The sequence below is a fragment of the Sutcliffiella horikoshii genome, from assembly GCF_008180725.1.
Lineage (GTDB): Bacteria > Bacillota > Bacilli > Bacillales > Bacillaceae_I > Sutcliffiella_A > Sutcliffiella_A horikoshii_B.
In genome coordinates this window covers 20924-43362 of record NZ_VTEV01000007.1, presented here as the reverse complement: position 1 = coordinate 43362, position 22439 = coordinate 20924, and the positions used below count along the sequence as shown (strand labels likewise).

The window sequence follows — 22439 nt, the reverse complement described above, 5'->3', positions numbered from 1 at the left end:
TAACACCGATGAGGACCTCTTTCTTGTCACCACCGAGGTCTTCATCCCGGTGACAAGAATTACTCTGAAGCTATCCAAAATTCAATTATGCTATAATTTCCTAAAGAACAAGAAAGACCGCAAATTAATGCGGCCCCTAAGCTTAATAAACTATTAACTTAATGATGATTATTCGACTGGGGTATTATATTGCTTTTTAAACTTGTAAACAAAATATGCCCATGTACCAGCAAGCATACTGAACATGAATCCAACTAATATCCATACATTTTGCCACATGTACCCAAGATCACCACTTGAAATGACTGCTTTGAAGCCGGACACTGAGTAGGTCATCGGCAACAGTAAATTGAACGGTTGAAGGGCATTAGGAATTAGTTCTAACGGGAATGTTCCCGCACTTGTTGTTAACTGTAAAATTAAAATAAGAATGGCAACAAATCGACCTGGATCTCCTAGTGTCGTGACTAAAAATTGTACAAGTGCAATAAAAGTAAAAGAGGTAACTATGCTAAACAAAATAAATAACCACATGCTCTTCACTTCCACACCTAATCCTAAAATTAATACGGCATCTGCAAGCAATGCCTGTAGAATGCCGACTACAGCAAGAACCGCCACTTTCCCCGTAAACCATGCTGTCCCTGTCTGAGGAATGCCTGCTGGCTCACGCATTGGAAACACAATGGAAAGCAAAAGTGCACCTACAAAAAGACCTAGAGATAAGAAGTAAGGCGCAAAACCTGTTCCATAGTTAGGAACTCCGTTCTCTACTTCTGATTTTACCTTTACCGGCTCAGAAATCATATTAAAGGTTTTGTCCGTCCCCTTAACGTCCCCGGATTTCTCAGAAGCATCTTTCAATTTCTCCTCAAGTTCATCTGTTCCTTCACCGACTTCAGATAGACCGGAGGAGATTTTATTTGAACCTTCTGCAAGCTCTTGTGTACCTTGTTGAAATTGTTTAGAACCTCCGTCTAACTGTTCCATACCTCCTAAAAGCTGACCTGACCCTTCTGCAAGCTTATTACTGCCCTCATTTGCGTCCCCTAATTTTTCACCAAACTGTGTTAGTCCTTGGTTGAATTCAGTTTGACCTTTAAGAAGTTCCGATGAACCTTCTGAGAGTTGGTTAGATCCATTTGCCAGTTCTGTCAAACCCGTCTGAAAGTTTAAATGGCCATCTGCAAGCTTTCTGCTATTTTCCGCTAAGGAAGAAGCGCCTGTATTTAATTTGAAAGCTCCCTGTTGAAGAGCCATCAGCCCTTTAGAAAACTCACCACTGCCATTAATCAACTGTTCAAAAGAGGCATTGATTTCTGCCTGCTGTTCATCGCTTGCCTGCTCTATCATTGGCTCAAGTGCTTTTTTCAATTGAATCATTCCTTGATTCAATTTTTCTGCCTTTTCTTGTGCTTGTGTAGCCCCTTCTTCAAGCTTTTCGGTCCCAGCATTTAATTCCGCGGCACCTTCTGCCAAGCTTCCCACTCCATTTGTAAGTTCTCTTTGAGCATCTTGCAACTGTGACATACCTTCATTGCTTTTAGCTAAACCGTCATTAAGCGTTGCTACTCCAGTTTGGAGTTGCTCGGATGCTGTGGCCAATTGGCCTTGACCTTCAAGCAATTGGCCCAAACCTTTTGACAGATCCTCATTTCCCTTATGGATATCTTTTACGGCAACAAAGGCCTTTCCCACTCCATCTTGGAATACGATCGATTTTTCTGCAGCCTGTTCTAATCCTTTTTTCAAAGCAACAGAACCATCTTGTAACTCATGAACGCCATTGTTTAGTTTACTAGTACCATCAGCTGCATCTTTGTACCCGTTGGCCATCTTTTCCAGATTAGCAAACATCGCTTCTGCATAAGTTCTGGTAAGTTCTTTAGATACTTCTTCTTTAATTTTCTCTACAGCTGTCGATCCAATTTGAGCAGATAAAAAATTATAGCTCTCATTTGGAACGAATTTCATTTCCAATGAAGATGGATTTTCATCCAAGAGCGTCGTTGCTCTATCTGAAAAATCATTAGGAATTTCAATAATCATATAGTACTGCTGTTTATCCATTCCTTCGTATGCTTCTTCCTTAGAAACAAACTCCCATTTAAAACCATTATTCTTTTTCAAATTTTCTTGGAGGTCTTTTCCTATCGTTAAGGCCTCGCCCTCCTACTCGGCACCTTCATCCATATTGACCACAGCAACCGGTAGTTCATCCAGTTTCTCGTATGGATCCCAAAAGGCCCACAGAAACATTCCACTATACAATAACGGAATTAATAATACCGCTATTACTGGAATCAGAAACTTTTTATTTGTAAGCAATTCCTTCCACTCAAATACTACGCTTCTCATCTTTTATTACCTCCATATTACATTATGACCATTTTTGTCATTCAGTCATTTTTACTCAAAATTTTAAGGATCATCAAGTTGATAATCCTTTGATAAAATATAATTCAAATAGATTGGCAATCTCCTCTTTGGATAATGGGGTATGATGCTCTTCCCAGTCCACTACAAGCGCCACATAAAGTTTAAGCATTAGAAATGCTGTAACTTCCGGGTCACATTTTCTTAGTTCCCCTTTTTCTATCGCCTTTTCAATTCTTTCTTTAATAAAAGTAATGATCATTTGCTCTAGGCGGTTAAGTTCTTGGTTAACTATTTTTGTTCCTAGTTCCTTTTCTTCTTGAATCAATTTGACGGTCAGTTGATGTTCATTTCGAAAATCAAGCAAGCTGATAAGGGCCCTGTGTGCATTTTCGAAAAAGGATTGCTCTGAATTAATGGATCGGTCAGCTACTTCCTGCATTTCTCTTAATATTCCTGCTACAATTTCACTAAAGAGCTCTTCTTTATTAGAGTAGAAGGTGTAAATAGTCCCTTTTCCAACGTTTGCGAGCTTGGCGACCTGATCCATCGTAGTCGCTTTATATCCAAATAAAGAGAACGATTTTAAAGCTGCCTCAAGGATACTTTGTTTACGATCCATTTGATAGCTCCTCTCCTATAAAAATGACTAAATGTCTATATCGGTCAATTGGTTTTATTATAGAGGCTCTTTTATAAAAAAGCAACATCTAGGTTTAATTTTTGCATTGTCGCCGCTGTTCCTTTCCTCAAATGGCTTCGCTTTCCGCGGGACGATGCTTGAGCCTCCTCGCAACGCTTGAGGGGTCTCAAGCTACCGTTACTCCCCCGCTGGAGTCTCCTCCATTTGCTCCAATACACAGCTAGAAATTAAGTGAAACGATATGTTAGTGCTTTTACAGAAAACTCAGTTAGATGAATTCCCCAAGCCCTTAAGTAAATGAAGTCACCTTGTTGATTGGAGTGGAAGGCGCGTAGACGCCCGCGGGAGGAAGGGACAGGGGAGACCCCGCAGGCCCAAGCCGAGGAGGCTCCCGGACTGCCCGCAGGCAAGCGAAGCGCCTGGAACGGAAATCAACTGTATTATTTACTTTCAAAAAAAACGATTCAGCCGCTTTATGATACGACTGAATCGTTTATTTATACCTGAGCAACAGGTTTGTTTTTAATGGTAGATAACACCGCTTTGACTGCTGCTTCACCTGAATCGATGCAGTCAGGCAGCCCAACCCCTTCAAAAGAACTTCCGGCGAGATAGACTCCTGGCATGTCTTCTGATAGACGAGCGTTCATCTTCTGCAGCATCTTTTTATGACCGACAGCGTATTGAGGCATTGCTTCTCTCCATCGAGTGACAATTGTAAATTCAGGTTCGGAACCGACCTCCATAATTTTGTTAAGGTCATCGAGTACCACTTTTTTTATTTCTTCATCACTCTGATCGACGATTGCTTCCTCTCCCACTCTGCCAACATAACAGCGTAAGATTACTTTCCCTTTTGGTGTTGTATGCGGCCATTTTTTGTGGGTCCACGTGCAAGCTGTTATCGTATAATCATTGTTTCTGGACACAACAAAACCTGTCCCGTCGATGTCTTGTTTAAGAGCTGACTCATCAAATGCCATTGCAATGGTCGCAACAGATGTAGAGGACATCTGTTGTAATGGAGCAAGAAAATCTGCCCCAGGAATCAGGCTTGCTGTAGCATGATGAGGAGTCGAGATAATGACATTATCACATTGGACCTCTTTGCCATTACTTAAAGATAGGGAATATTGCTCCTCTATTTTCTTAATGGTGTCCACTTTAACTGCTTTTAAGATGGTCACCTGATCTAGCTTTTCTTCAAGGGCATCCACAAGCGTTTGAAGGCCCCCGCGCAAAGTTTGAAACATTCCTTTTTTCTTTTTGGCAGGTGCAGGCTTTTGTTTAGGGGTTGTTTGTTTCATCCCGATTATTAAGCTGCGGTACTTCTCTTCCACCTGTTGAAATTGCGGGAAAGTAGCTTGAAGGCTTAATTTATCAATGTCACCCGCATAAATTCCAGATAGTAACGGTTCAATCAGGTTCTCTACGACTTCATCCCCGAGTCGTCTGCGGAAGAAAGATCCAAGTGATTGGTCTTCACCGCCATTGTTTGAAGCAGGAAGGAAAAGATCCGCTGCTGCACGCATTTTTCCAATTGGAGAGAATAATCCCGTTGTAACAAAAGGTGACAGTTTTGTAGGAATTCCCATTACAGACCCTTCTGGCATTGGATGGAGTTGTCCCTTTAGCAGAATGTAGGCTTGTCCTGTTGAATTGTGCACTAATTGATCTTCAAGACCCACTTCTTTTACCAATCTTCCAGCACTTAATTTTCTAGCAAGGAAGCTATCTGGTCCACGTTCAATAGTAAATCCATCACGCTTTACAGTTTGGATTTTCCCTCCCAGTCGGTTGCTTGCTTCTATTAGGGTAATATCTATATCAAGGTTTTTCTCTTTTTTTTCCTTTTGAAGATAGTAGGCAGCGGCTAGGCCAGTAATGCCTCCACCGATGATGACAACCCTTTTTTTCTCCTCGTTCATGGTTTCATCGCCTTCTTTTCTAGATTTACTGAGATACTTTCTTTAATTCTTCCAATACGACGGTAGCCATCGCATCAATAAATTCTGGTTGTGTATTGGGCATTTCCGGGCGATAGTACTTTGCACCGATTTCATCTGTTACAATCTTACACTCGTAGTCATTGTCATATAGCACTTCCAAGTGATCCGAAACAAATCCTACCGGAGTGTAGACAAATGATGTATAGCCTTTGTCTTTATGAAGGTCACGGGTGATGTCTTGAACATCTGGGCCTAACCATGGATCTGGTGTGTTCCCTTCACTTTGCCATGCAATTTCATAGTTTTTAATTCCTGCACCCTTTGCGATAAGGTCTGCAGTTTCTTGAAGTTGGTTTGGATATGGGTCGCCCATTTGAATGATTTTTTCCGGAAGGCTATGTGCTGAAACAATTAATACTGCCTTTTCACGTTCAGCTTCATCCATGGATCCAAACGTTTCTTTCACTCTATCTACCCAGTACTGGATAAACTTTGGCTCATCATACCAGCTTTCAACAGAAACGATGGATGGGCCGCCGATTTTTTCTGCTTCTTCTTGTGCACGTCCGTTGTAGGATTTCACGCTGAAAGTAGAGAAGTGAGGGGCAAGTACGATGCTTACCGCTTCTTCGATTCCATCTTCTTTCATGTGTTGAACTGCATCTTCTACAAATGGTTCGATATGCTTTAAGCCTAAATAGACTTTAAATTCAATATCGTCTTGGATGTTGTTTAAGTGTGCACCTAGTGCATTTGCTTGTTCTTCTGTGATACGCGCAAGTGGAGAGATTCCTCCGATGGCATCATATCTTTCACGCAGGTCCTGCAGCATTTCGTCGGATGGTTTTCTGCCGCGGCGGATGTGTGTGTAGTATCTTTCTAGGTCTTCTTCTCTATATGGTGTACCGTATGCCATTACCAACAAGCCCATTGTTTTTTTGGACATATAGTTTACCTCTTTTCTTTTCTGGTCTATTAGAATATTTCATGTACTCCTGTAGATTTCCGTTACGGTTGGTCGCTTTCCGCGGGGCGGTGCTTGAGCCTCCTCGCTGCGCTGTGGGTTCTCAAGTCTACCGCTACCTCCCGCCGGAGTCGACCACCCTGCACTGCAATCTACAGGTGAATCAGAACTTACTTATTAGAAGAATAGTCATGTACGAATGTTGCTAAACGTTTTAATGTGTCTGGTTTGACTTGTGGGAATACTCCGTGGCCAAGATTGAAGATGTAGCCAGGTTGTTGCATACCTTGGTCAAGGATTGCTTTTGCTTTTTCTTCAATAACTTCCCATGGTGCTAAAAGAATAGCAGGGTCCAAGTTCCCTTGAACAGGTTTCGTAATTCCACGTTCTCTAGCTTCTGTAATCGGTAAGCGCCAGTCTAGGCCGACCACGTCAAGTGGAAGGTCGTGCCATTCATTTGCTAAATGGCTTGCACCTACTCCAAACATAATTAAAGGTACATTTTCTTCTTTTAAAGTGGAAAAGATGCGATTCATTATCGGTTTAATGAAATAACGGTAGTCTTCTACGTTCAATGCTCCAACCCAACTATCAAAAATTTGTATTGCTTTTGCACCGGCATGGATTTGGGAGCGAACATAGGTAATCGTCATATCTGCCAGTTTATCCATTAATGCAAACCAAGCTTTAGGTTCTGCATACATGAATGCTTTGGTTTTATTATAGTTTTTAGATGGACCGCCTTCGATCATATAGGAAGCAAGCGTAAATGGTGCCCCCGCGAAACCGATTAACGGAACATTCAATTGCTCTTTTGTTAATAGTTTAATGGTATCCAGTACATATGGAACATCCTCTTCAGGATGTATTTCTCCAAGCTTTTCAACATCTTGAATGGATCGGATCGGGTTATCAATAACTGGGCCAATTCCGGATTTAATCTCCACATCCACACCAATTGCAGGAAGGGGACTCATGATGTCTTTATAAAGTATTGCTGCATCCACGTTATATTGATCAACAGGAAGCTTTGTCACATAGGCACAAAGCTCAGGTTGATGAGTAATTTCAAATAAAGAATACTTTTCTTTAATTTTTCTGTATTCCGGTTGAGAACGTCCAGCTTGTCTCATATACCATAATGGGACATGCTCTGTTTTCTCTCCTCTACATGCTCGTAAAAATGTATCGTTAAAAGTTGTTTGACTCAAAATGATGACCCCTTCCAAATGACTTATTTCTGCTTTTATTTCGTTTCACTTCTGTCATGTTACACTATACCTATAAATGTAAGGAATGTATAGAATGAGTGCTTATTGTTCATAAAATAGACGATTATTCCCCCGCCTTTATATGAAGCCAATGAAAAAGACCTTGATTTTGAAATTTCACTAAACACCGCTGTTGATTTCCGCCAATGGCTTCGCTTTCCTAGGGGCACTGCTGGAGCCTCCTCAGCTCCGCATGCGGGGTCTCCACCTAGCGCTATCTCCCTCAGGACAAGGAAGGCTTCGGCAGCGATTCATCGCACGAAGAAAATGCGTAGCATTTTCGAGGAGTCTTCGCCTTTTTGCTCCAATCACCAGCTAGGAATCATAAAAAACTTTACGTCATCAGTTTTTCAGCGGCTTCCCTTATATGAGGCAGTGAGATTTCTACTGTTGATCCGACTTTCTCTTCACTAGAAATGGTAAATTGGCCACCATGGTTTTCAATAATTTTCATGGAAACCATCAGACCCAGCCCTGTACCCTGTTCTTTAGTGGTAAAGAAAGGTTGTCCCACTTTGCTGATCACCTCTGCAGGTATTCCATATCCTTCGTCCTTAATCAAGAGGTTGACAAAACCGTCCACCACTTGAGTATGAATAGTTAACTTCCCGCCTTCAGGCATTGCTTCCATTCCATTTTTCATAATATTTATTAATACTTGTTTGATTTGATTTGGTTCACATTCGAGCCATATGTACTCTTCAAAATGAACCACTTCGATAACAACTTGATTAATAAATGCCTCACTTTCCAGGAAAATACAGACCTCTTGTATAAGTTCTTTTAGATTCTGTCTTTTTATTCTTATAGCCTGTGGTTTTGCTAGCGCCATAAATTCATTTGTAATCTGGTTGATTCGTTCCAATTCCTTATCCATGATGGTAAAGAATTCTTTTTCTCTGCTTTCCTGGGAAAGGAGATGAACGAACCCTTTTAAAACGGTGACAGGATTTCTAATTTCATGTGCCACTCCTGCAGCGAGTTCTCCGATGACAGAAAGCTTTTCCGACTGCATGAGTGCTTCTTCCGTTCTCTTTTTATCGGTAATATCCTTCATGAGAAAAACAAGCGCTATGATTCCTCCCTGTCCGTCCTTAACTGGTGTAACCGTGATATTGAGGTCAATATGCATTCCTTCCTTTGTTGCTGTAAGTAGTTCAAATGAGAGTTGCTTCTGTTTTTTCAGTTTACTTAAAAAAACACGTAAAGAATTTGCAGATGTAAAAGAAAGAAAGCTTGTTTCCGAACCAATGATATCCTTTTCTACCACTTTAAACATTTTTTCAAAGGAAGCATTTACTTTTAAAATGGCACCGTTCAGGTCATAGACTCCAATAGAGTCTGTTGTATTATTGAAATATGCTTCTAAATATTCTTTCGTAGAAAGTAACTCTAAGGAAGTTTGCTTCTCTTTCTTTTCTGCCCTTTCTAAGAGGCTCCCTGTCAGCCTGCTAGAAAAGAGGAGAAAGATGGTGACGAATACGGAAAAAAGAATAAAATATATTACATCCACTTTAATATGATTGGAAAACACGATGTTGCTATAGTCGATGTAGAAAAATGATAGAGTGATGCAAGTCAAAAAACTAGCTATTAAAATGGGCAAGATACGATTATATAAAGAAGACATAATTAAAGGCATGGATAGAAAATAAAAATTGATTACATCTTTATCTTGATAGGCTACCACCCAAAATGGGATAAAGGATGTACATACGATTACATACATCCCCACCTTGGCAAGCTTAGGGCGTAATACAAAGAAAGCAACCAAAGCACATACCGATCCTGCTGTGAGCAAGATCGCAGGAAGTATCTCTGGGAAAATAAAAATGTTTGTTAAAATGTCTAAAATTAGCAATGTAACAAATACGACCAACATCAGCTTATTTTTCTGATGAATGATGTGCATTTGCTCTTGGTTCAACCTTTTTTCATTTAACCATGCTTCTTTAATAGTCGATCCAAATCGTGCAAATAATGCTCCTACTTGTAGATTCATCTCCCGCTTCTCCTCAAACAGTACATTTCATTCATATTTTCTAACTTTTTTTAAACATTGCTGCTGATTTCTGCCTTATCTAAATGAGGGCTTAAGTGTTTTTGATGGATTTCCTTCTTTTTCGGTTTGGGTATTGTAAGGAATAACGTAATATTCAGGCACATTAAAGATGTTGATGTTTTTCACTGAGTATTGATGGTCTCCTGATACTTCTCCAATCAAATTCTCCTTATCCCCAGAAACAGAATAGACTCTATAGACAATTCGCTCATCTTCCGCTTCATTCCACTCTAAGTTGACTGTGAACAAGCTCAGAGGATGAAAGGTCATCGATCCATTCAATTGAATACTTTCAGGCATGGTGATTGGTTTTTCTAGGTCCGTTACACCGACAGGAACGGAAAAAGCTCCATTATCAAGTCCAGCTTCTCGCAATATATCTTTCAACAGTCTTGTAGGATAAGCTCCTCCTGCAGTCAAATGCTGTTCGGGAGTCGTAGTATCATAGCCCATCCAAACTGTCCCGATCACATCTTGGGTATACCCGACAAACCAAGTATCCTTAATGGCATTGTCTACTCCTGGATAGTTGGTAGTACCAGTCTTACCGGCAAGTTCCCCTTGAAGATCTCCTGCTTGTGCCGACCCGTCCTGAACTACTCCTTCAAGCATCCTTGTCATATTCCACGCTGTTTGAGGGCTAAATACTTTCTTTTCGGTCTTTTTCACCTTTGCTACAACTTCGCCTTTCCTCGTTCTGATCTCCTGAATAAAATAAGGTTCTACAATCTTGCCATTATTGCCAAAGGATCGATAAGCTTTTGTCAATTCTAAAGGGGTCACCCCTTCCTTCAATCCTCCCAGTGCAATAGCCAGCCCGCTATCGGGAATAGCCAGGTCCAACTTTTCAAGGTAGCTTTTGCTTTTTTTGATTCCCAATTCATTTAATGCCCAAACTGCAGGTGCATTTAAGGAATCCTTTATAGCCTCATACATGGTCACTTCGTTTTTATATTGATGATGATAGTTTCTTGGTTTATAAACTTCCTGACCATCTTTATATGAGAGTAACTCATCTTTTAAAAGGCTGTATGGCTCATATTTGCCTTCCTCAAGTGCAGGGGCATAGACAGCCAAAGGTTTAAAGGTGGAACCAGGTTGCCTTTTGATTTTGACCCGGTTGATTCCCTTTGTAACATAGTTTCGGCCACCGATAACGGCCATTACGCCTCCATTATGCTGATTCATTATGACAAACGCACCTTCCACGTTATCATTGGTACCGGGAAAATATTGATTATCCTGAAAGCGTTGATATGCAGCATCTTGGGCCGCAACATTCATCGGCACCAAAATTTTGTACCCGCCTCTATGCAATTCTTCTGGAGTAAAGCCATATTTCTCTTCTGCTTCTTCCATCACCATATCGATATACGTTAAGTAAGCCTGTTTTTCTGGAGATTCAATCACATCCACGCCTAGCGTTTTTCCCATTAACCCGACCGCTTCTTCGGCCTCAAGATAGCCTTGGTTTTCCATAAGATGCAAGACAAGATCTCGTCTTTTTTTCGCTTCCTCTGGATGATTAATGGGAGAATAACCATTAGGCGCTTTAGGTAGAGCAGCCAACAAGGCACCTTGCTCTACCGTCAAGTCTTCTACGTTTTTATTAAAATAAAGCTCTGATGCTGCTTGGACGCCATATGCACCATGTCCAAAATATATCTGATTTAAATACATTTCCAAAATTTCATTTTTTGTGTATCTTCTTTCAAGGTTTATCGCTATTACAGCTTCTTTAGTTTTTCTAAGCCATGATTTTTCATTGGTCAAGAAAATGTTTTTAGCGAGCTGTTGAGTAAGGGTGCTTCCCCCCTCCACCTTGCTTCTTGCTAAAATATCACGATAGACCGCTCTTCCAATCGCTCGAACATCAATCCCTCTATGTTCATAAAAGCGGTTGTCTTCCACCGCCACAAATGCCTCTCTGACATGGGTAGGGATTTTATTTATCTCTACAATTTCCCTATTCTCAAAAAAAAGCGAGGCTATTTCATTTCCGCTTTCATCTACCATGGTTGTAGTGGAATCCATGATCAATTTCTTTTCATCAATGACATAGTCTCCTAAAAAAATGATAAAGATATAACCTATTAGTCCTATTACAGCAATACATGCTAAAATAAATGGAAAAAGGAAGTACTTTTTTGACAAGATTGCTTTGATGTTTGGTAATTTCATTTGGGATAATTTATTTCTCTTAAATCTTTCCAAAGTGGTTTACCTCCTCCTATGTACCGGGAATAATCATCTAGTAAGGTAAAATTGAAAGGTTGTCCACCCTTTATTCTACCTTATTCTACATATTTTTTCTCGGGTTTCCCTTATTTTGTAATTATAATGTCGATATTAAACATAAAGGAGAGAATAGAAGATGAATTTTTACATGACTTTCGGTACCACCGAGTTTTTAAGCGATTTAAAAAACACGTTAGAAAGTGGAGAAAACTTATTGATGTTTGGAGAGGATAATGCCGTTCTGATGCACGAAACGGTAGAGCAGTCCAGCTTCAAATCAGGAAAGAATTTTGAAGTGCTTGATTCTAATGGAGATCTATCGAAGGGAAAATTTGCTGTATTGAATAACATACCAGTAACAGATGAAGGTAGACCTGTCTTTGAATATCGTTTTAGCCAAAGAGCTGGATTAATTGAAAAGGAACCTGGATTTGCAGCAATTCGCGTACTCCGTCCAGTAGATTCTGATACTTATGTCATATTAACACTATGGGAAGATGTAAAATACTTTAAGCAATGGCAGGAATCCAAAGCTTATGATAAAGCACATGAAAAACGCGGCACTTCAGATGGCGTCGATCAAAAGCAACAGATTTTCCCTCGTCCTTCTTACGTAACCACCTACTACGCAGAAATTCCTGAGCAGGATTAGAAAAAGGGAATCCCCCGTCCTTCAATGACGGCCACTGAAAAACTGATACTAGATAGTACTTGGGAATTCCAGCTGTTGATTGGAGCAAAAGACAGAGACTCCTGAGGGAGATAGCGCTAGGTGGAGACTTCACAGGTGAAGCCGAAGGAGGCTCACGTCAGCCCCTAGGAAAGCGCAGCCATTTGCGGAGATCAACAGCGGCGTTTACCTAAGCCTTAAATAAAATACTATTTCAGTGGCCTCCATTAATAAACGGGGGTTTTCATTTGCTTCATTTTTTCTCACGGAGCACTCCATGCCTATTAGCATAAATCGCCGCTTGCGTTCTATCCGCAACCTGCAGCTTACCTAAAATATTGCTCACATGTGTTTTTACTGTCTTAATCCCAATATATAATTCCTCACTGATTTCCTGATTCGTCAATCCATCCCCAAGGCACATAAGGACTTCCAGTTCCCGTTCTGTTAGATCATCATGAGGCAATTTGGATGGTGAACGAAATCGATTCATCATCTTACTGGCCACCTTTGGTTCTATAACAGGCTCATTTTGCACTGCTTTTTCAATTGCTTTTATGATATCTTCCGCCCTTGCCGTTTTCAACAGGTAACTATACGCTCCAGCTTCGATGGCTGGAAAGACCTGCTCATCATCGAAATAGCTAGTGATGATAATGATTTTACAAGTGGGATGAAATTTAATAATTTCCCTGGTAGCTTCAATTCCTGTACCATTCTCCATCAGTAAATCCATCAAGATAACATCAGGTTTTTCTTGTTTAGCAAGTTCAATTGCTGCCTGTCCGCTTGAACCTTCTCCCACAATCTCTATTCCAGGTTCCGTAATTAAGTAAGCTAATAATCCTTTTCGAACCATATCATGATCATCGACTACCGCCACTTTAATCCTATTCATCTAGTTTTCCCCCTCTCGTATTGGAATGTTAATTTCAATATGTGTTCCTTCCCCTTTTTTGGAACGGATGTGAAACTGCCCACCTATTTCTTCACAGCGTTCTCGCATCGTATGAAGACCAAAGGAAGCTTGTTTTTGTTGATTTATTTCGAACCCTTTACCATTGTCACTAATAAATATGTATACATACTGATTTCCTTTTTGATGCATGTCCAACTTAACGATTGTGGCATCAGCATGTCTCAAGATATTGGATATCGCCTCTTGGATAATTCTAAACAGGTGATCTTCTGTGGCACTGGATAACACCGAAATTTCTTGAATATCTTTTTGAAAAGTGATCGGAGTTCGTTCCTCTAGCTCTGTCAATAATTTGTTGATCCCAACGCACAACGAATCATTGGTTAACGACACAGGTCTCAAATGAAGGAGCAAGGCTCTCATTTCTCCTTGAGCTTGAGCTGCTATGGCAGCAATATCAGTTAGCTGCTTTTTTGCCTCTTGTGGATGGGAGTCAAACATTCGGATAGAAGCGGATGACATAATGCTTAAAGCAAACAGCTGCTGACTGACAGAATCGTGGAGCTCCCTTGCCAGCCGCTGTCTTTCTTCAATTGTTGCAGCATTATGTGCTTTGAGTGCTAAATCATTCTTTTCTTCAGCTAGCTTTTGTAATGATTTCACTTGATTTTGAATTTTAATGGCAAGCTGATTGATATCTTCTGCTAATCTACCAAGTTCATCAGTTTGTCCAACTGCAATTCTTTCAGAGAACTTCCCTCTTCCCAACGTTGCAATAAATGTGGAAATATCTTCGACTCTCTTTTTCATGTTTCCGCTTTGCTTATAGCCAAAATATAAACTTGTAATGGCCAAAATTACGAAAGCCACCACCGTCAACAACATACTCCATTGAACATTGACGACTAAACCATCTGGATAAAAAAGCAGAACAACCTGGAGAAACAGGAAAAAAAGGAACGCTGATACAACCGATACAACCATGAAGGAACGGATATACCAAAATCGTAAACTCTCAATTTTTTTCCCCTTATTAGACCCGATCAATGCGAACATCCCCTATTTTCATATCCAGCACAATGTTAAGCTTTCTAGTCGCCTCATTATAATTCTCGGACTCATAGTAAAGATTGTTCCCTTTCCCTTCTGAGGAATTGCCCAATATATTCAAATGCCCGATTTTCACTTTAGCCGACACTTTAATTGGAAGATCTTCCGGAACAAGCATCTTTAAATCCGCCACGACGCCCTTTATTTGAATATTTGTTTCTTTGTCTGGTATATAAGCCTTACTAAAGTCAAAATAATAATCACCAACGACATTCCAGACAGACAATGGCTCCACTGCCCAATTTTGCTTATTCATTTTCATATCGCCAATCGTTATCACTCGTTTTGTACTATTTCCCTTCCAATTATCCTCTTCATCGGATTCATTATATGTGTCAAACAAATCGCTGTATTCATCATTTTCTTTAGTAAATCGAATCTTAACTGGGCGCTTGTTCACAAACAATTTCAACCCAAAATAAACAATTAAGAGCGGCCACAACTTCCAGAACATATGAAACTGAAATTCAATATAGCCGACACGATCCACTAACAATAAACTTCCAAAAGCTAAAAGAAACAAACTAATGAAAAGTGCTCGTTTATGAAAAAATAATGTTTCAATGAATAATTTCAACCCAAAAAGCACGATTAACACTGGATAGTAGGTGACAAAATACTCTTTTATTTCCAAGGAAATGACACCAATATTGACAAGTAACAACATGATTCCAATAAAAACAAAAATAATAGCCATGATTTTTTGATTAAATGTTTTCATTCGATCTCTATAAGCCCCCCTTCTTCTATATTTGACACGGTTACGTTTAAAACCTTTAGTATAATTCTATTTTACGTATTCTCTTTGTAAAAAGCCCCTATCCGCAGCCAGTTTCTTTGTCCGTCTAGAGACTGAAATGAAGCAAAAAAGCAATGAGCCATAGCTACATTGCTTTCTTATTTTTACGAATTGTTTGTAACCATTCATACAACAATACTCCAAGGACCAGACATATGTACCCTGCTGCATAACCAGCAAAAACATCTGATGGGTAATGGTAATTTAAAAACACTCTGCTAGTGCCAAGAAGCACGATGAACACTGTTCCAAATAGTGCGATAAGCAAACGCATTCCACTTTGTTTTGTATAAGTTAATGCAAAATATAATAATAATCCATAAAAGAATAAGCCAACCATGGCGTGTCCACTCGGAAAGCTGAGACTTTCCGCACCTGGTCCTGTCATCGGTCTTTCACGACCCGTGAAGTCTTTGAGCCATTTGTTAAGTTCATTGACGAGAATGACCCCTCCAACGATTACGGCCATCGCTTTGTAATCCCTTCTTTTCCACCAAATCAGCAGAATGGATAGTAACATAATAATAATGACTCCCGTTTTATCTCCAAGCATTGTAAACAAGTGAAAAAAACTAACCAGCACTTCAGCTTCCAATCCATTTACGAAATTGCGAATTGTTTCATCAAAACCAATAGTTTGTTCATTCATAATTTGTTGAAAGGACCAAATGAAAAAGGCACCACATAATAAAAATAAGATTAACCTTTTCCATTTACTAGTTTGTTTTTCTTTGACCTTTTTTTTTCCTAATTCTGTTTCCATTAACGACATCTCCTCTTATACCTACATCCATTTACTATTTTACTAAATTTATGAAAGTTATGACTATTAATTTTTCGAATAGTCATATAGAATACTATATTAAATAAAAGCATTGATAATAATTTTTGAAATGGGGAGAGCCACTTGTTAGATAAGCTGAATGAACTTTTAGAAAGTCGTTACGATGAGATGGTTGAAATCAGACGCTATTTGCACCAATTCCCTGAATTATCTTTTAAAGAATTCCATACGGCTGCTTACATAGCCGAGTACTATGAAAATCTAGGAATAGCACACCAAACAAATGTTGGCGGCAATGGAGTAGTTGCCAAGATTGCCGGTGCGCGACCTGGAAAAACAGTTGCCTTACGTGCAGATTTTGACGCACTCCCAATACAGGATGAAAAAGAAGTGGCATATAAATCAAAAGTTCCAGGGGTTATGCATGCTTGTGGACATGATGGCCACACCGCTACATTACTAGTACTGGCAAAGTGTTTAAATGAACTAAAAGAGGATCTTGAAGGAAATGTAGTATTGATTCATCAACACGCAGAGGAATATGCACCAGGTGGAGCAGTCGCGATGATTAACGACGGTTGTTTAGAAGGGGTGGATGTCATATTTGGTACCCACTTATGGTCTGGTAATGAAGCGGGTAAAATACTGTACCGAGTAGGTCCTGTAATGGCTGCTGCTGATCGCTTCTCCATCAAAGTCCAAGGTTCAGGTGGACACGGTGCACAACCTCATAAAACAAAAGATGCCGTTGTCACTGCTTCTCAATTGGTCCTTAACCTTCAACAGATAGTAAGCAGACGCGTGAACCCTGTCGACCCTGCAGTAATATCAGTTGGAACGTTTGTTGCAGAAAATGCCTTTAACATCATTGCAGACTCCGCTTATCTAGAAGGAACTGTGCGAACATTTAATGATGAGGTACGCGATTTGATTGAAGCAGAAATAGACATTGTTGCATCTTCTACATGTGCACTTAACGGTTCCACATATGAATATAATTTCCACCGTGGGTACCCAGCTGTCGTCAACCATAAAGACGAGACAGATTATCTAGTAAGTGTAGCTTCTGGCATTAAAGAGGTCGAAGCTTTGGAAGAAACACCACCACATATGGGCGGAGAAGACTTTTCCTACTATTTGAGACATGTAAAGGGGACTTTCTTTTTTACAGGAGCAAAACCGGAAGGCGTGGAAGTAGCCTATCCTCACCACCATCCCAAGTTTGACATAAATGAAAAATCACTATTAATTGCCGCTAAAACGCTTGGTGCAGCAACTGTACTTTATCACCAACACGAAAAAGAAAAGCTCATCCCTTCTCATCAATAACTTGATAAATAAATGCCAGGCTCCTATTAATGAAGCCTGGCATTTTTATATCGTAATTCCCTTTTCCTTGAACATTCTTAAACGATAGCAATTTTTCGCGGTCGTCCCCAACTGGTCAAGGAAATGATAGTTTGCATATGCCCCCACAACCGCTCCAACCCCCGGAATCATTTGCAGCATTTTTATTAAATCAATGTGATCTCTGTATTCCTGTTGAAATGCCTTCCAATCAAGTTCTTTTGCTTCCTCTTTGTGCTCTTCCCAATTTTCCACATACCTTAACACTTCTTTTCTCCTGGAATCACTTGAGAAGGCCAATTGAAATATATATAAAATAAATACTCTTTCTTCATAATTTTTTGTATTATATCCATAGATGGCAGCGACTTCGAATAGAAATTTCATTTTTATCGACAGAAGCAAGGGAAAATCCGCAAGGCCAAGGAGAATTCCTCCAGCTCCTGTACCTGCCCCCTCCACTGCGGCTGTCCTTTTATATACATTCAATTTTTCATGGGTCCACTTTTCTTTTTCCTCTAAGGTCATGACTACATGGCCTTCCTTCATCTTTGTTGTCATATTGCTCCCAACGAGTGTCCCTTGCACCATTTTTTTTATGCTCTCAGTCATGATGGTATGGACTTTCTCAGGTATGATGGCATTCACCTTATTTTGCGCACCTTTGGAAAATCGTTGAAACATGGTAGATTTCTTTGCCACTTGCATTTTCCACCTTCTAGTTTCTTCCATTACCTTCTCTTCGTACAATGAAAACACTCCTCATCATTATCTATCTTTACTTCCTATACGAACTCTAGAGGGAATATGTTTCAAAAAAACCGTCCAGTTTATGAAGAAAAAATTTTAGTTTATGTTTTCTCAACGCTGTTCCTTTCCGCAAATGACTTCGCTTTCCTAGGGGCGGTGCTTGAGCCTCCTCGCTTTGCTGCGGGGGTCTCAAGCTACCGCTATCTCCCTCAGGAGTCTTCGCCTTTTGCTCCAATCCACAGCTAGAAATCACGTTAAAGATACGTAAATGGTTTATAAGGTAAATTTTGATGGTTCTTCATTCTTCATTAACCCAAGCTGAATGAAGTCACCTTGTTGATTGAAGTCACCTTGTTGATTGAAGTGGAAGGCGTGTAGACGCCCTCGGGAGGAAGGGACAGGCGGGACCCCGCAGGCAAGCGATGCTCCTGGAACGGAAATCAACAGTACCAAAATGCAACTAATATTTAAATAAAAACACCCAAGCAATCTTGAGTGTTTTCTAGAAATTATAACGATGCAATCTTGCGTTTCACCACACCTTGTACATATAAGAACGCAAATATGATCCCGCCAACCAACACAACCACTACTTCCATCCAAGTTGCAACAAAAATTAATAAAACGGCAAGGATTATGGTTTGTGAAATTAGGATAACCGTAATCATCTTAGTAAAAGCAAGGATACGGTGCTTTTCTTGAACAGGATAAATCGATAACCAAAGTTTATTGTAGTGATGGCGCCACATCGGGATAAGCTGAAAGCCCGTCAAATATAGCACCAAGACCGGCACTAGATATGTCGCGTACCCAACAGGAAGTGTCAATAGCAATACAGCCCCAATAATCAATAACCTCAGATAAAGTCCAAAATAATCTCCTGAACGCAAAAATGTGCGAAGGTATAGATAATCAAATGCTTTGTCTTTCCCATAAGAAGTCCAGGAAAGGACAATATCCAACCATTTTCTTCTTGATACTTTTTCTTTAAGCCCTGGTACATCAACAAAAAGATTGGCTACGCGATAAAATAGCTGCATCCGTTTAGTTTCATTTTCTATCAACAAGTCCCATTTCCAATTCATTTTCTTGGTCGCGTTTTGAAAATAGGCAAGCAAAAGCAGCATAATGACCATAACTACACCGATATACAGCAGATTTGCTTCGGAAAATACAAGATATAGCATACCCAAATTCAAGGTAAGCCTAATCCCCCAATCCACAAGCCTTACTTTTTTATCTGTATAGAAATTGATGAGCCATGTCATCCATAGGTTCCAGGATTTCATTCCCAGCAATAAGAGAAGCACGAAGATCAACGTTTGAAACGTTGCATCTGTCAGTGTGAAGAAAAGCGGAACAGAAACACCAAACACAAGTAAAAGAAAATAACTCTCTAATACAATGGAATAAATGAATGATTTTTTGATATATGGTTTCAACTTCTCTTCAAGTGGAAGCAAAAAGACAAGGTCAGGGTCCTTAAGAAATGTATGGATGCTTCCTCTTGTCATTAGAAGCGCCAAAATTGCCCCCATAAGCAACGCATAAGGAAAATCAGGAGGTACCACCTCTAACCAATTTTGATATGCAAGGGCGAGACCGCTAAGTAAAAAGATCATGACGATTACGAGATGGTCATTGAACATATAGCGTAAATATCTTCTCGTATCTTTTATATATTGACTGAATCTGGCTTGCCAGAGCTGATCGACATTAAACATTGCTCTCTTCCTTTGTCAATTGGATATAGAGGTCATCAAGTGAAGCCAATGGCATATTAAATTGCACCCTCAGCTCTTCTAACGTTCCTTTTGCACGCACTTCTCCTTCGTGCAAAATGACAAATGAATCACAATATCTTTCGGCAGTGGCCAGGATGTGTGTGGACATCAGAATGCCTGCACCGCTCTTTTTCACCTTATCCATCATTTCAAGCAATGAATGAATGGCAAGGGGATCCAAACCGACAAAAGGCTCATCCACAATGTAGAGCTTCGGTTCAATCAGAAAAGCAGCTAAGATCATAACTTTCTGCTTCATACCTTTTGAAAAATGGGCAGGAAACCATTTAAGACGTTTTTCCATTCGGAATTCTTTTAATAACGGATGCAAACGTTCTTCAAATGTTTCTTTTGATAATCCATATGCCATCGCAGTTAGTTCAAGATGTTCATACAACGTTAATTCATCATATAAAATCGGAGTCTCTGGAATAAATGTAAACGTTGAGCGATACTTCGTCGTATCCTCTTGAATGGAAATATCATTAATCTTAATGGACCCTTTCTTCGGCTCCATTGTCCCGATCACATGCTTAATCGTCGTACTCTTACCGGCACCATTAAGACCGATCAGCCCCACCAACTCACCAGCCTTCACACCAAACGAAACATCCTTTAGCACAGCCTGATTTGTATAACCGCCAGTTAACCCATTAATCTCCAATAAACTCACATCAACCTACCCTTTCTGCCTGAAATAAAACTTTATTATTAAATTTTACCATAACATAATTTTTACGAAAGTGCGCATCATATGTAGGGAAGGGGACAGAGGGGCACATAAACAAGCCTTTGGTTTACTTCTTTGTAGATGAGGTGACTGTCAAAGACAGTGTTGCTTTGTTCTAGATAAGGTTAAACTATTTCTCTCGTCGTTGCGGGACTTAACCGACTGCAACTACACGATCATCTGTAACGTAACTCCGATTGATGAAGAAATGAGGTGCTTACGGGCGACACTTTACTCTAAAGTCGTAACCTGTGATTGATTCATTCTGAAAATGAGGTGTTCGTTAAAGAGACTTTACGTCGATAGCCGGGTTACTAAAGTTGTAAAACTCAGTAACAAGGGGATGGTTGTTTTGAACAGGAAAGCTGACCATTAGACACATTTTTATTATCAAATGAGGTGTTTATCAAGCACAGTTATTTGAAAGCTAAAATGTTGTTTGTAGGCTTCTCCTTACTCAGATAGAGAAGCTTGTTGCCTCTCTTCCCTTTCTTCACAAGCAGGAGCTTTTGCTCTTGCTTGTTTAATTTGCCCGATTGATCAAATTAGGATACTTGTCCTAAACATGGTAAAATAGATAAAAATAACGTTCAGAGGTGATACGGGTGAGTGATTGCATTTTCTGTAAGATTATCGACGGGGACATCCCTGCTGCAAAAGTTTACGAAGACGAGCACGTTTTGGCGTTTCTTGATATTAGCCAGGTAACAAAAGGACATACATTGGTTATTCCGAAAGTACATAAAGAAAACATTTACGAACTTACTCCTGAAATTGCAGAGAATCTTTTTAAAGTGGTGCCTAAGATTGCTAATTCTATTAAAGAGCAGTTTGAACCTATTGGTCTTAACCTCTTGAATAATAATGGAGAAGCTGCCGGTCAATCGGTATTTCATTATCATCTTCACATTATCCCTCGCTACGGCAAAGGTGACGGATTTGGAGCAGTGTGGAAATCGAACCAAAGCGATTACACAGCTCAAGAATTGCAAGAGATCGCAACTAAAATTAATATTAAGTAAAATTTTTGACGTGGTCCCTTTATGGCTCCACGTCATTTTAATTTTCAAAATGATCTTTTCATCTCTCCGATAGAAAGGATAGTCTCTGCAGCTTTCCAGTCAGGATGATCAAAAATATAGGTGCATTTGTCCTTTAAAAATCCTTCTACATAATCACGGTAACTTCTGTCCCATCTTAACAAGTGAATAAATTCTTCACGCGTTCCTTTATGGTCAACAGCCAGCTTTAACTCGTTTAGCATCTCACTTTGCCAAACGGACTTAAGCGGACTTTGACCGGAAATGTCCTTGAATCTACACATCTTACCTTTCCATAACAGGGCACGGGGCTCATAGTAAGCATAGACATTCTCAAAGACTTCTCCAGTATCCAAACGAACTTTTTTCCCAGTATGTACTCTTAGTTCATATCCTTTTTCAGTTGCATTAATTAATTCCAACTGCTTTTTGTCTATAAACGTCAACCATACCTCACATACCGCATCTTCCACTGGAGCAATGACAGCAGGCAGAGACCCATAAGGTGCCAAAAATGGCGCGTAAACAATATCGGAATCCGTCACTGTACCTTTTAAGCAAAGCATAAAATCTTTTTCTTCTGGACGTAAACGAAATTTGTATTGCAATTGAGCTAAACACACATTCGACCCATAAGCAACGACGGGAACCTTGGAATGGAACCCTTCCTCTCCCAAAAACTCATCCACTTTTTTTACATGCGTACTTTGAAATGCCAAGCTGCCCAGCACATGGTTCACATTGGAAAAATGGATAGAATGCTGCTCAACCGGGACTCCTTTGTCCGCCTCCATTCTATGAGCCTTACCTTGCCAAAATAAAAAAGAAGACGCTGGCCTTGGACCGGGATATATATCGGGATGATCATATGGACTAATATCAAAAGGTTTTTGTTCATGATACATGATCGTTACTCCTAACTTTTTTCGAAATCTTTTATGTATTCTAACACAATTCATGATAGGATATATATTAATATTTTCAGATTACTTTAGGGGGTTAA

17 protein-coding genes and 1 pseudogene are annotated in these 22439 nt (G+C 39.9%); 3 read left to right on the top strand and 15 right to left on the bottom strand.

Annotated features, from left to right (window positions below; translation table 11 throughout):
* Nucleotides 1-168: 168 nt before the first annotated feature.
* The 7 genes and pseudogenes from FZC76_RS23770 to FZC76_RS17050 all read right to left on the bottom strand — a co-directional run bounded on the left by FZC76_RS23770 (nucleotide 169) and on the right by FZC76_RS17050 (nucleotide 11431).
* Nucleotides 169-2358 (bottom strand): annotated as a pseudogene (locus FZC76_RS23770) (YhgE/Pip family protein).
* Nucleotides 2359-2431: 73 nt separating this feature from the next.
* Complete coding sequence (locus FZC76_RS17080) at nucleotides 2432-2998, bottom strand: TetR/AcrR family transcriptional regulator (RefSeq protein ID WP_148989389.1); 567 nt, start codon at nucleotides 2996-2998, stop codon at nucleotides 2432-2434.
* Between the two features lie 518 nt (nucleotides 2999-3516).
* The gene (hemY, locus tag FZC76_RS17070; RefSeq protein WP_148989387.1) at nucleotides 3517-4947 is read right to left on the bottom strand and encodes a protoporphyrinogen oxidase; all 1431 of its coding nucleotides are present in this window, start codon (nucleotides 4945-4947) and stop codon (nucleotides 3517-3519) included.
* A gap of 25 nt (nucleotides 4948-4972) precedes the next feature.
* Nucleotides 4973-5914 (bottom strand): ferrochelatase, encoded by a 942-nt coding sequence (gene hemH, locus FZC76_RS17065; protein WP_148989386.1) that lies wholly within the window; start codon nucleotides 5912-5914, stop codon nucleotides 4973-4975.
* Between the two features lie 188 nt (nucleotides 5915-6102).
* Complete coding sequence (hemE, locus tag FZC76_RS17060; protein ID WP_148989385.1) at nucleotides 6103-7143, bottom strand: uroporphyrinogen decarboxylase; 1041 nt, start codon at nucleotides 7141-7143, stop codon at nucleotides 6103-6105.
* 394 nt (nucleotides 7144-7537) lie between these two features.
* Complete coding sequence (locus FZC76_RS17055) at nucleotides 7538-9205, bottom strand: ATP-binding protein (RefSeq protein WP_148989384.1); 1668 nt, start codon at nucleotides 9203-9205, stop codon at nucleotides 7538-7540.
* Between the two features lie 75 nt (nucleotides 9206-9280).
* Complete coding sequence (locus tag FZC76_RS17050) at nucleotides 9281-11431, bottom strand: transglycosylase domain-containing protein (protein WP_392396852.1); 2151 nt, start codon at nucleotides 11429-11431, stop codon at nucleotides 9281-9283.
* Between the two features lie 208 nt (nucleotides 11432-11639).
* Between FZC76_RS17050 and FZC76_RS17045 the strand changes: the two genes are divergently transcribed.
* The gene (locus FZC76_RS17045) at nucleotides 11640-12155 is read left to right on the top strand and encodes an antibiotic biosynthesis monooxygenase family protein (protein WP_148989382.1); all 516 of its coding nucleotides are present in this window, start codon (nucleotides 11640-11642) and stop codon (nucleotides 12153-12155) included.
* Between the two features lie 271 nt (nucleotides 12156-12426).
* On the opposite strand, the gene FZC76_RS17040 is transcribed toward FZC76_RS17045, so the two are convergent.
* The 4 genes from FZC76_RS17040 to FZC76_RS17025 all read right to left on the bottom strand — a co-directional run bounded on the left by FZC76_RS17040 (nucleotide 12427) and on the right by FZC76_RS17025 (nucleotide 15764).
* A complete protein-coding gene (locus FZC76_RS17040) occupies nucleotides 12427-13071 on the bottom strand; it encodes a response regulator transcription factor (protein WP_148989381.1) in 645 nt (214 codons plus the stop codon).
* Nucleotides 13072-14148 (bottom strand): sensor histidine kinase, encoded by a 1077-nt coding sequence (locus FZC76_RS17035; protein ID WP_262372686.1) that lies wholly within the window; start codon nucleotides 14146-14148, stop codon nucleotides 13072-13074. It abuts the gene before it with no gap.
* Nucleotides 14126-14923, bottom strand: a complete 798-nt coding sequence (liaF, locus tag FZC76_RS17030) for a cell wall-active antibiotics response protein LiaF (protein WP_148989379.1) — start codon at nucleotides 14921-14923, stop codon at nucleotides 14126-14128. Before liaF ends, FZC76_RS17035 begins: the two co-directional genes overlap by 23 nt.
* A 163-nt stretch (nucleotides 14924-15086) precedes the next feature.
* Nucleotides 15087-15764, bottom strand: coding sequence for a phosphatase PAP2 family protein (locus tag FZC76_RS17025; protein ID WP_187442124.1), 678 nt, complete (start codon nucleotides 15762-15764; stop codon nucleotides 15087-15089).
* 144 nt (nucleotides 15765-15908) lie between these two features.
* Here FZC76_RS17025 and FZC76_RS17020 point away from each other — a divergent pair, with 144 nt between their 5' ends.
* Nucleotides 15909-17114, top strand: a complete 1206-nt coding sequence (locus FZC76_RS17020; protein ID WP_148989377.1) for a M20 family metallopeptidase — start codon at nucleotides 15909-15911, stop codon at nucleotides 17112-17114.
* A 45-nt stretch (nucleotides 17115-17159) separates the two neighbouring features.
* Here FZC76_RS17020 and FZC76_RS17015 read toward each other — a convergent pair whose 3' ends face one another.
* The 3 genes from FZC76_RS17015 to FZC76_RS17000 all read right to left on the bottom strand — a co-directional run bounded on the left by FZC76_RS17015 (nucleotide 17160) and on the right by FZC76_RS17000 (nucleotide 20339).
* Nucleotides 17160-17882: an EcsC family protein gene (locus tag FZC76_RS17015; RefSeq protein WP_316246620.1), complete on the bottom strand. Its 723-nt coding sequence runs from the start codon at nucleotides 17880-17882 to the stop codon at nucleotides 17160-17162.
* A gap of 509 nt (nucleotides 17883-18391) precedes the next feature.
* Entirely contained in the window at nucleotides 18392-19606 is a 1215-nt protein-coding gene (locus FZC76_RS17005; protein ID WP_148989375.1) for an ABC transporter permease, read from the bottom strand.
* Nucleotides 19599-20339 carry an ABC transporter ATP-binding protein gene (locus FZC76_RS17000; protein WP_148989374.1) on the bottom strand — a complete coding sequence of 247 codons (741 nt, stop codon included), beginning with the start codon at nucleotides 20337-20339 and terminating at the stop codon, nucleotides 19599-19601. The genes FZC76_RS17005 and FZC76_RS17000 overlap by 8 nt, the downstream gene beginning before the upstream one ends.
* Before the next feature lie 662 nt (nucleotides 20340-21001).
* Between FZC76_RS17000 and FZC76_RS16995 the strand changes: the two genes are divergently transcribed.
* Nucleotides 21002-21418 (top strand): HIT family protein, encoded by a 417-nt coding sequence (locus FZC76_RS16995; protein ID WP_148989373.1) that lies wholly within the window; start codon nucleotides 21002-21004, stop codon nucleotides 21416-21418.
* Between the two features lie 44 nt (nucleotides 21419-21462).
* Here FZC76_RS16995 and FZC76_RS16990 read toward each other — a convergent pair whose 3' ends face one another.
* Nucleotides 21463-22341 (bottom strand): hypothetical protein, encoded by an 879-nt coding sequence (locus FZC76_RS16990; protein WP_148989372.1) that lies wholly within the window; start codon nucleotides 22339-22341, stop codon nucleotides 21463-21465.
* Between the last annotated feature and the right edge of the window lie 98 nt (nucleotides 22342-22439).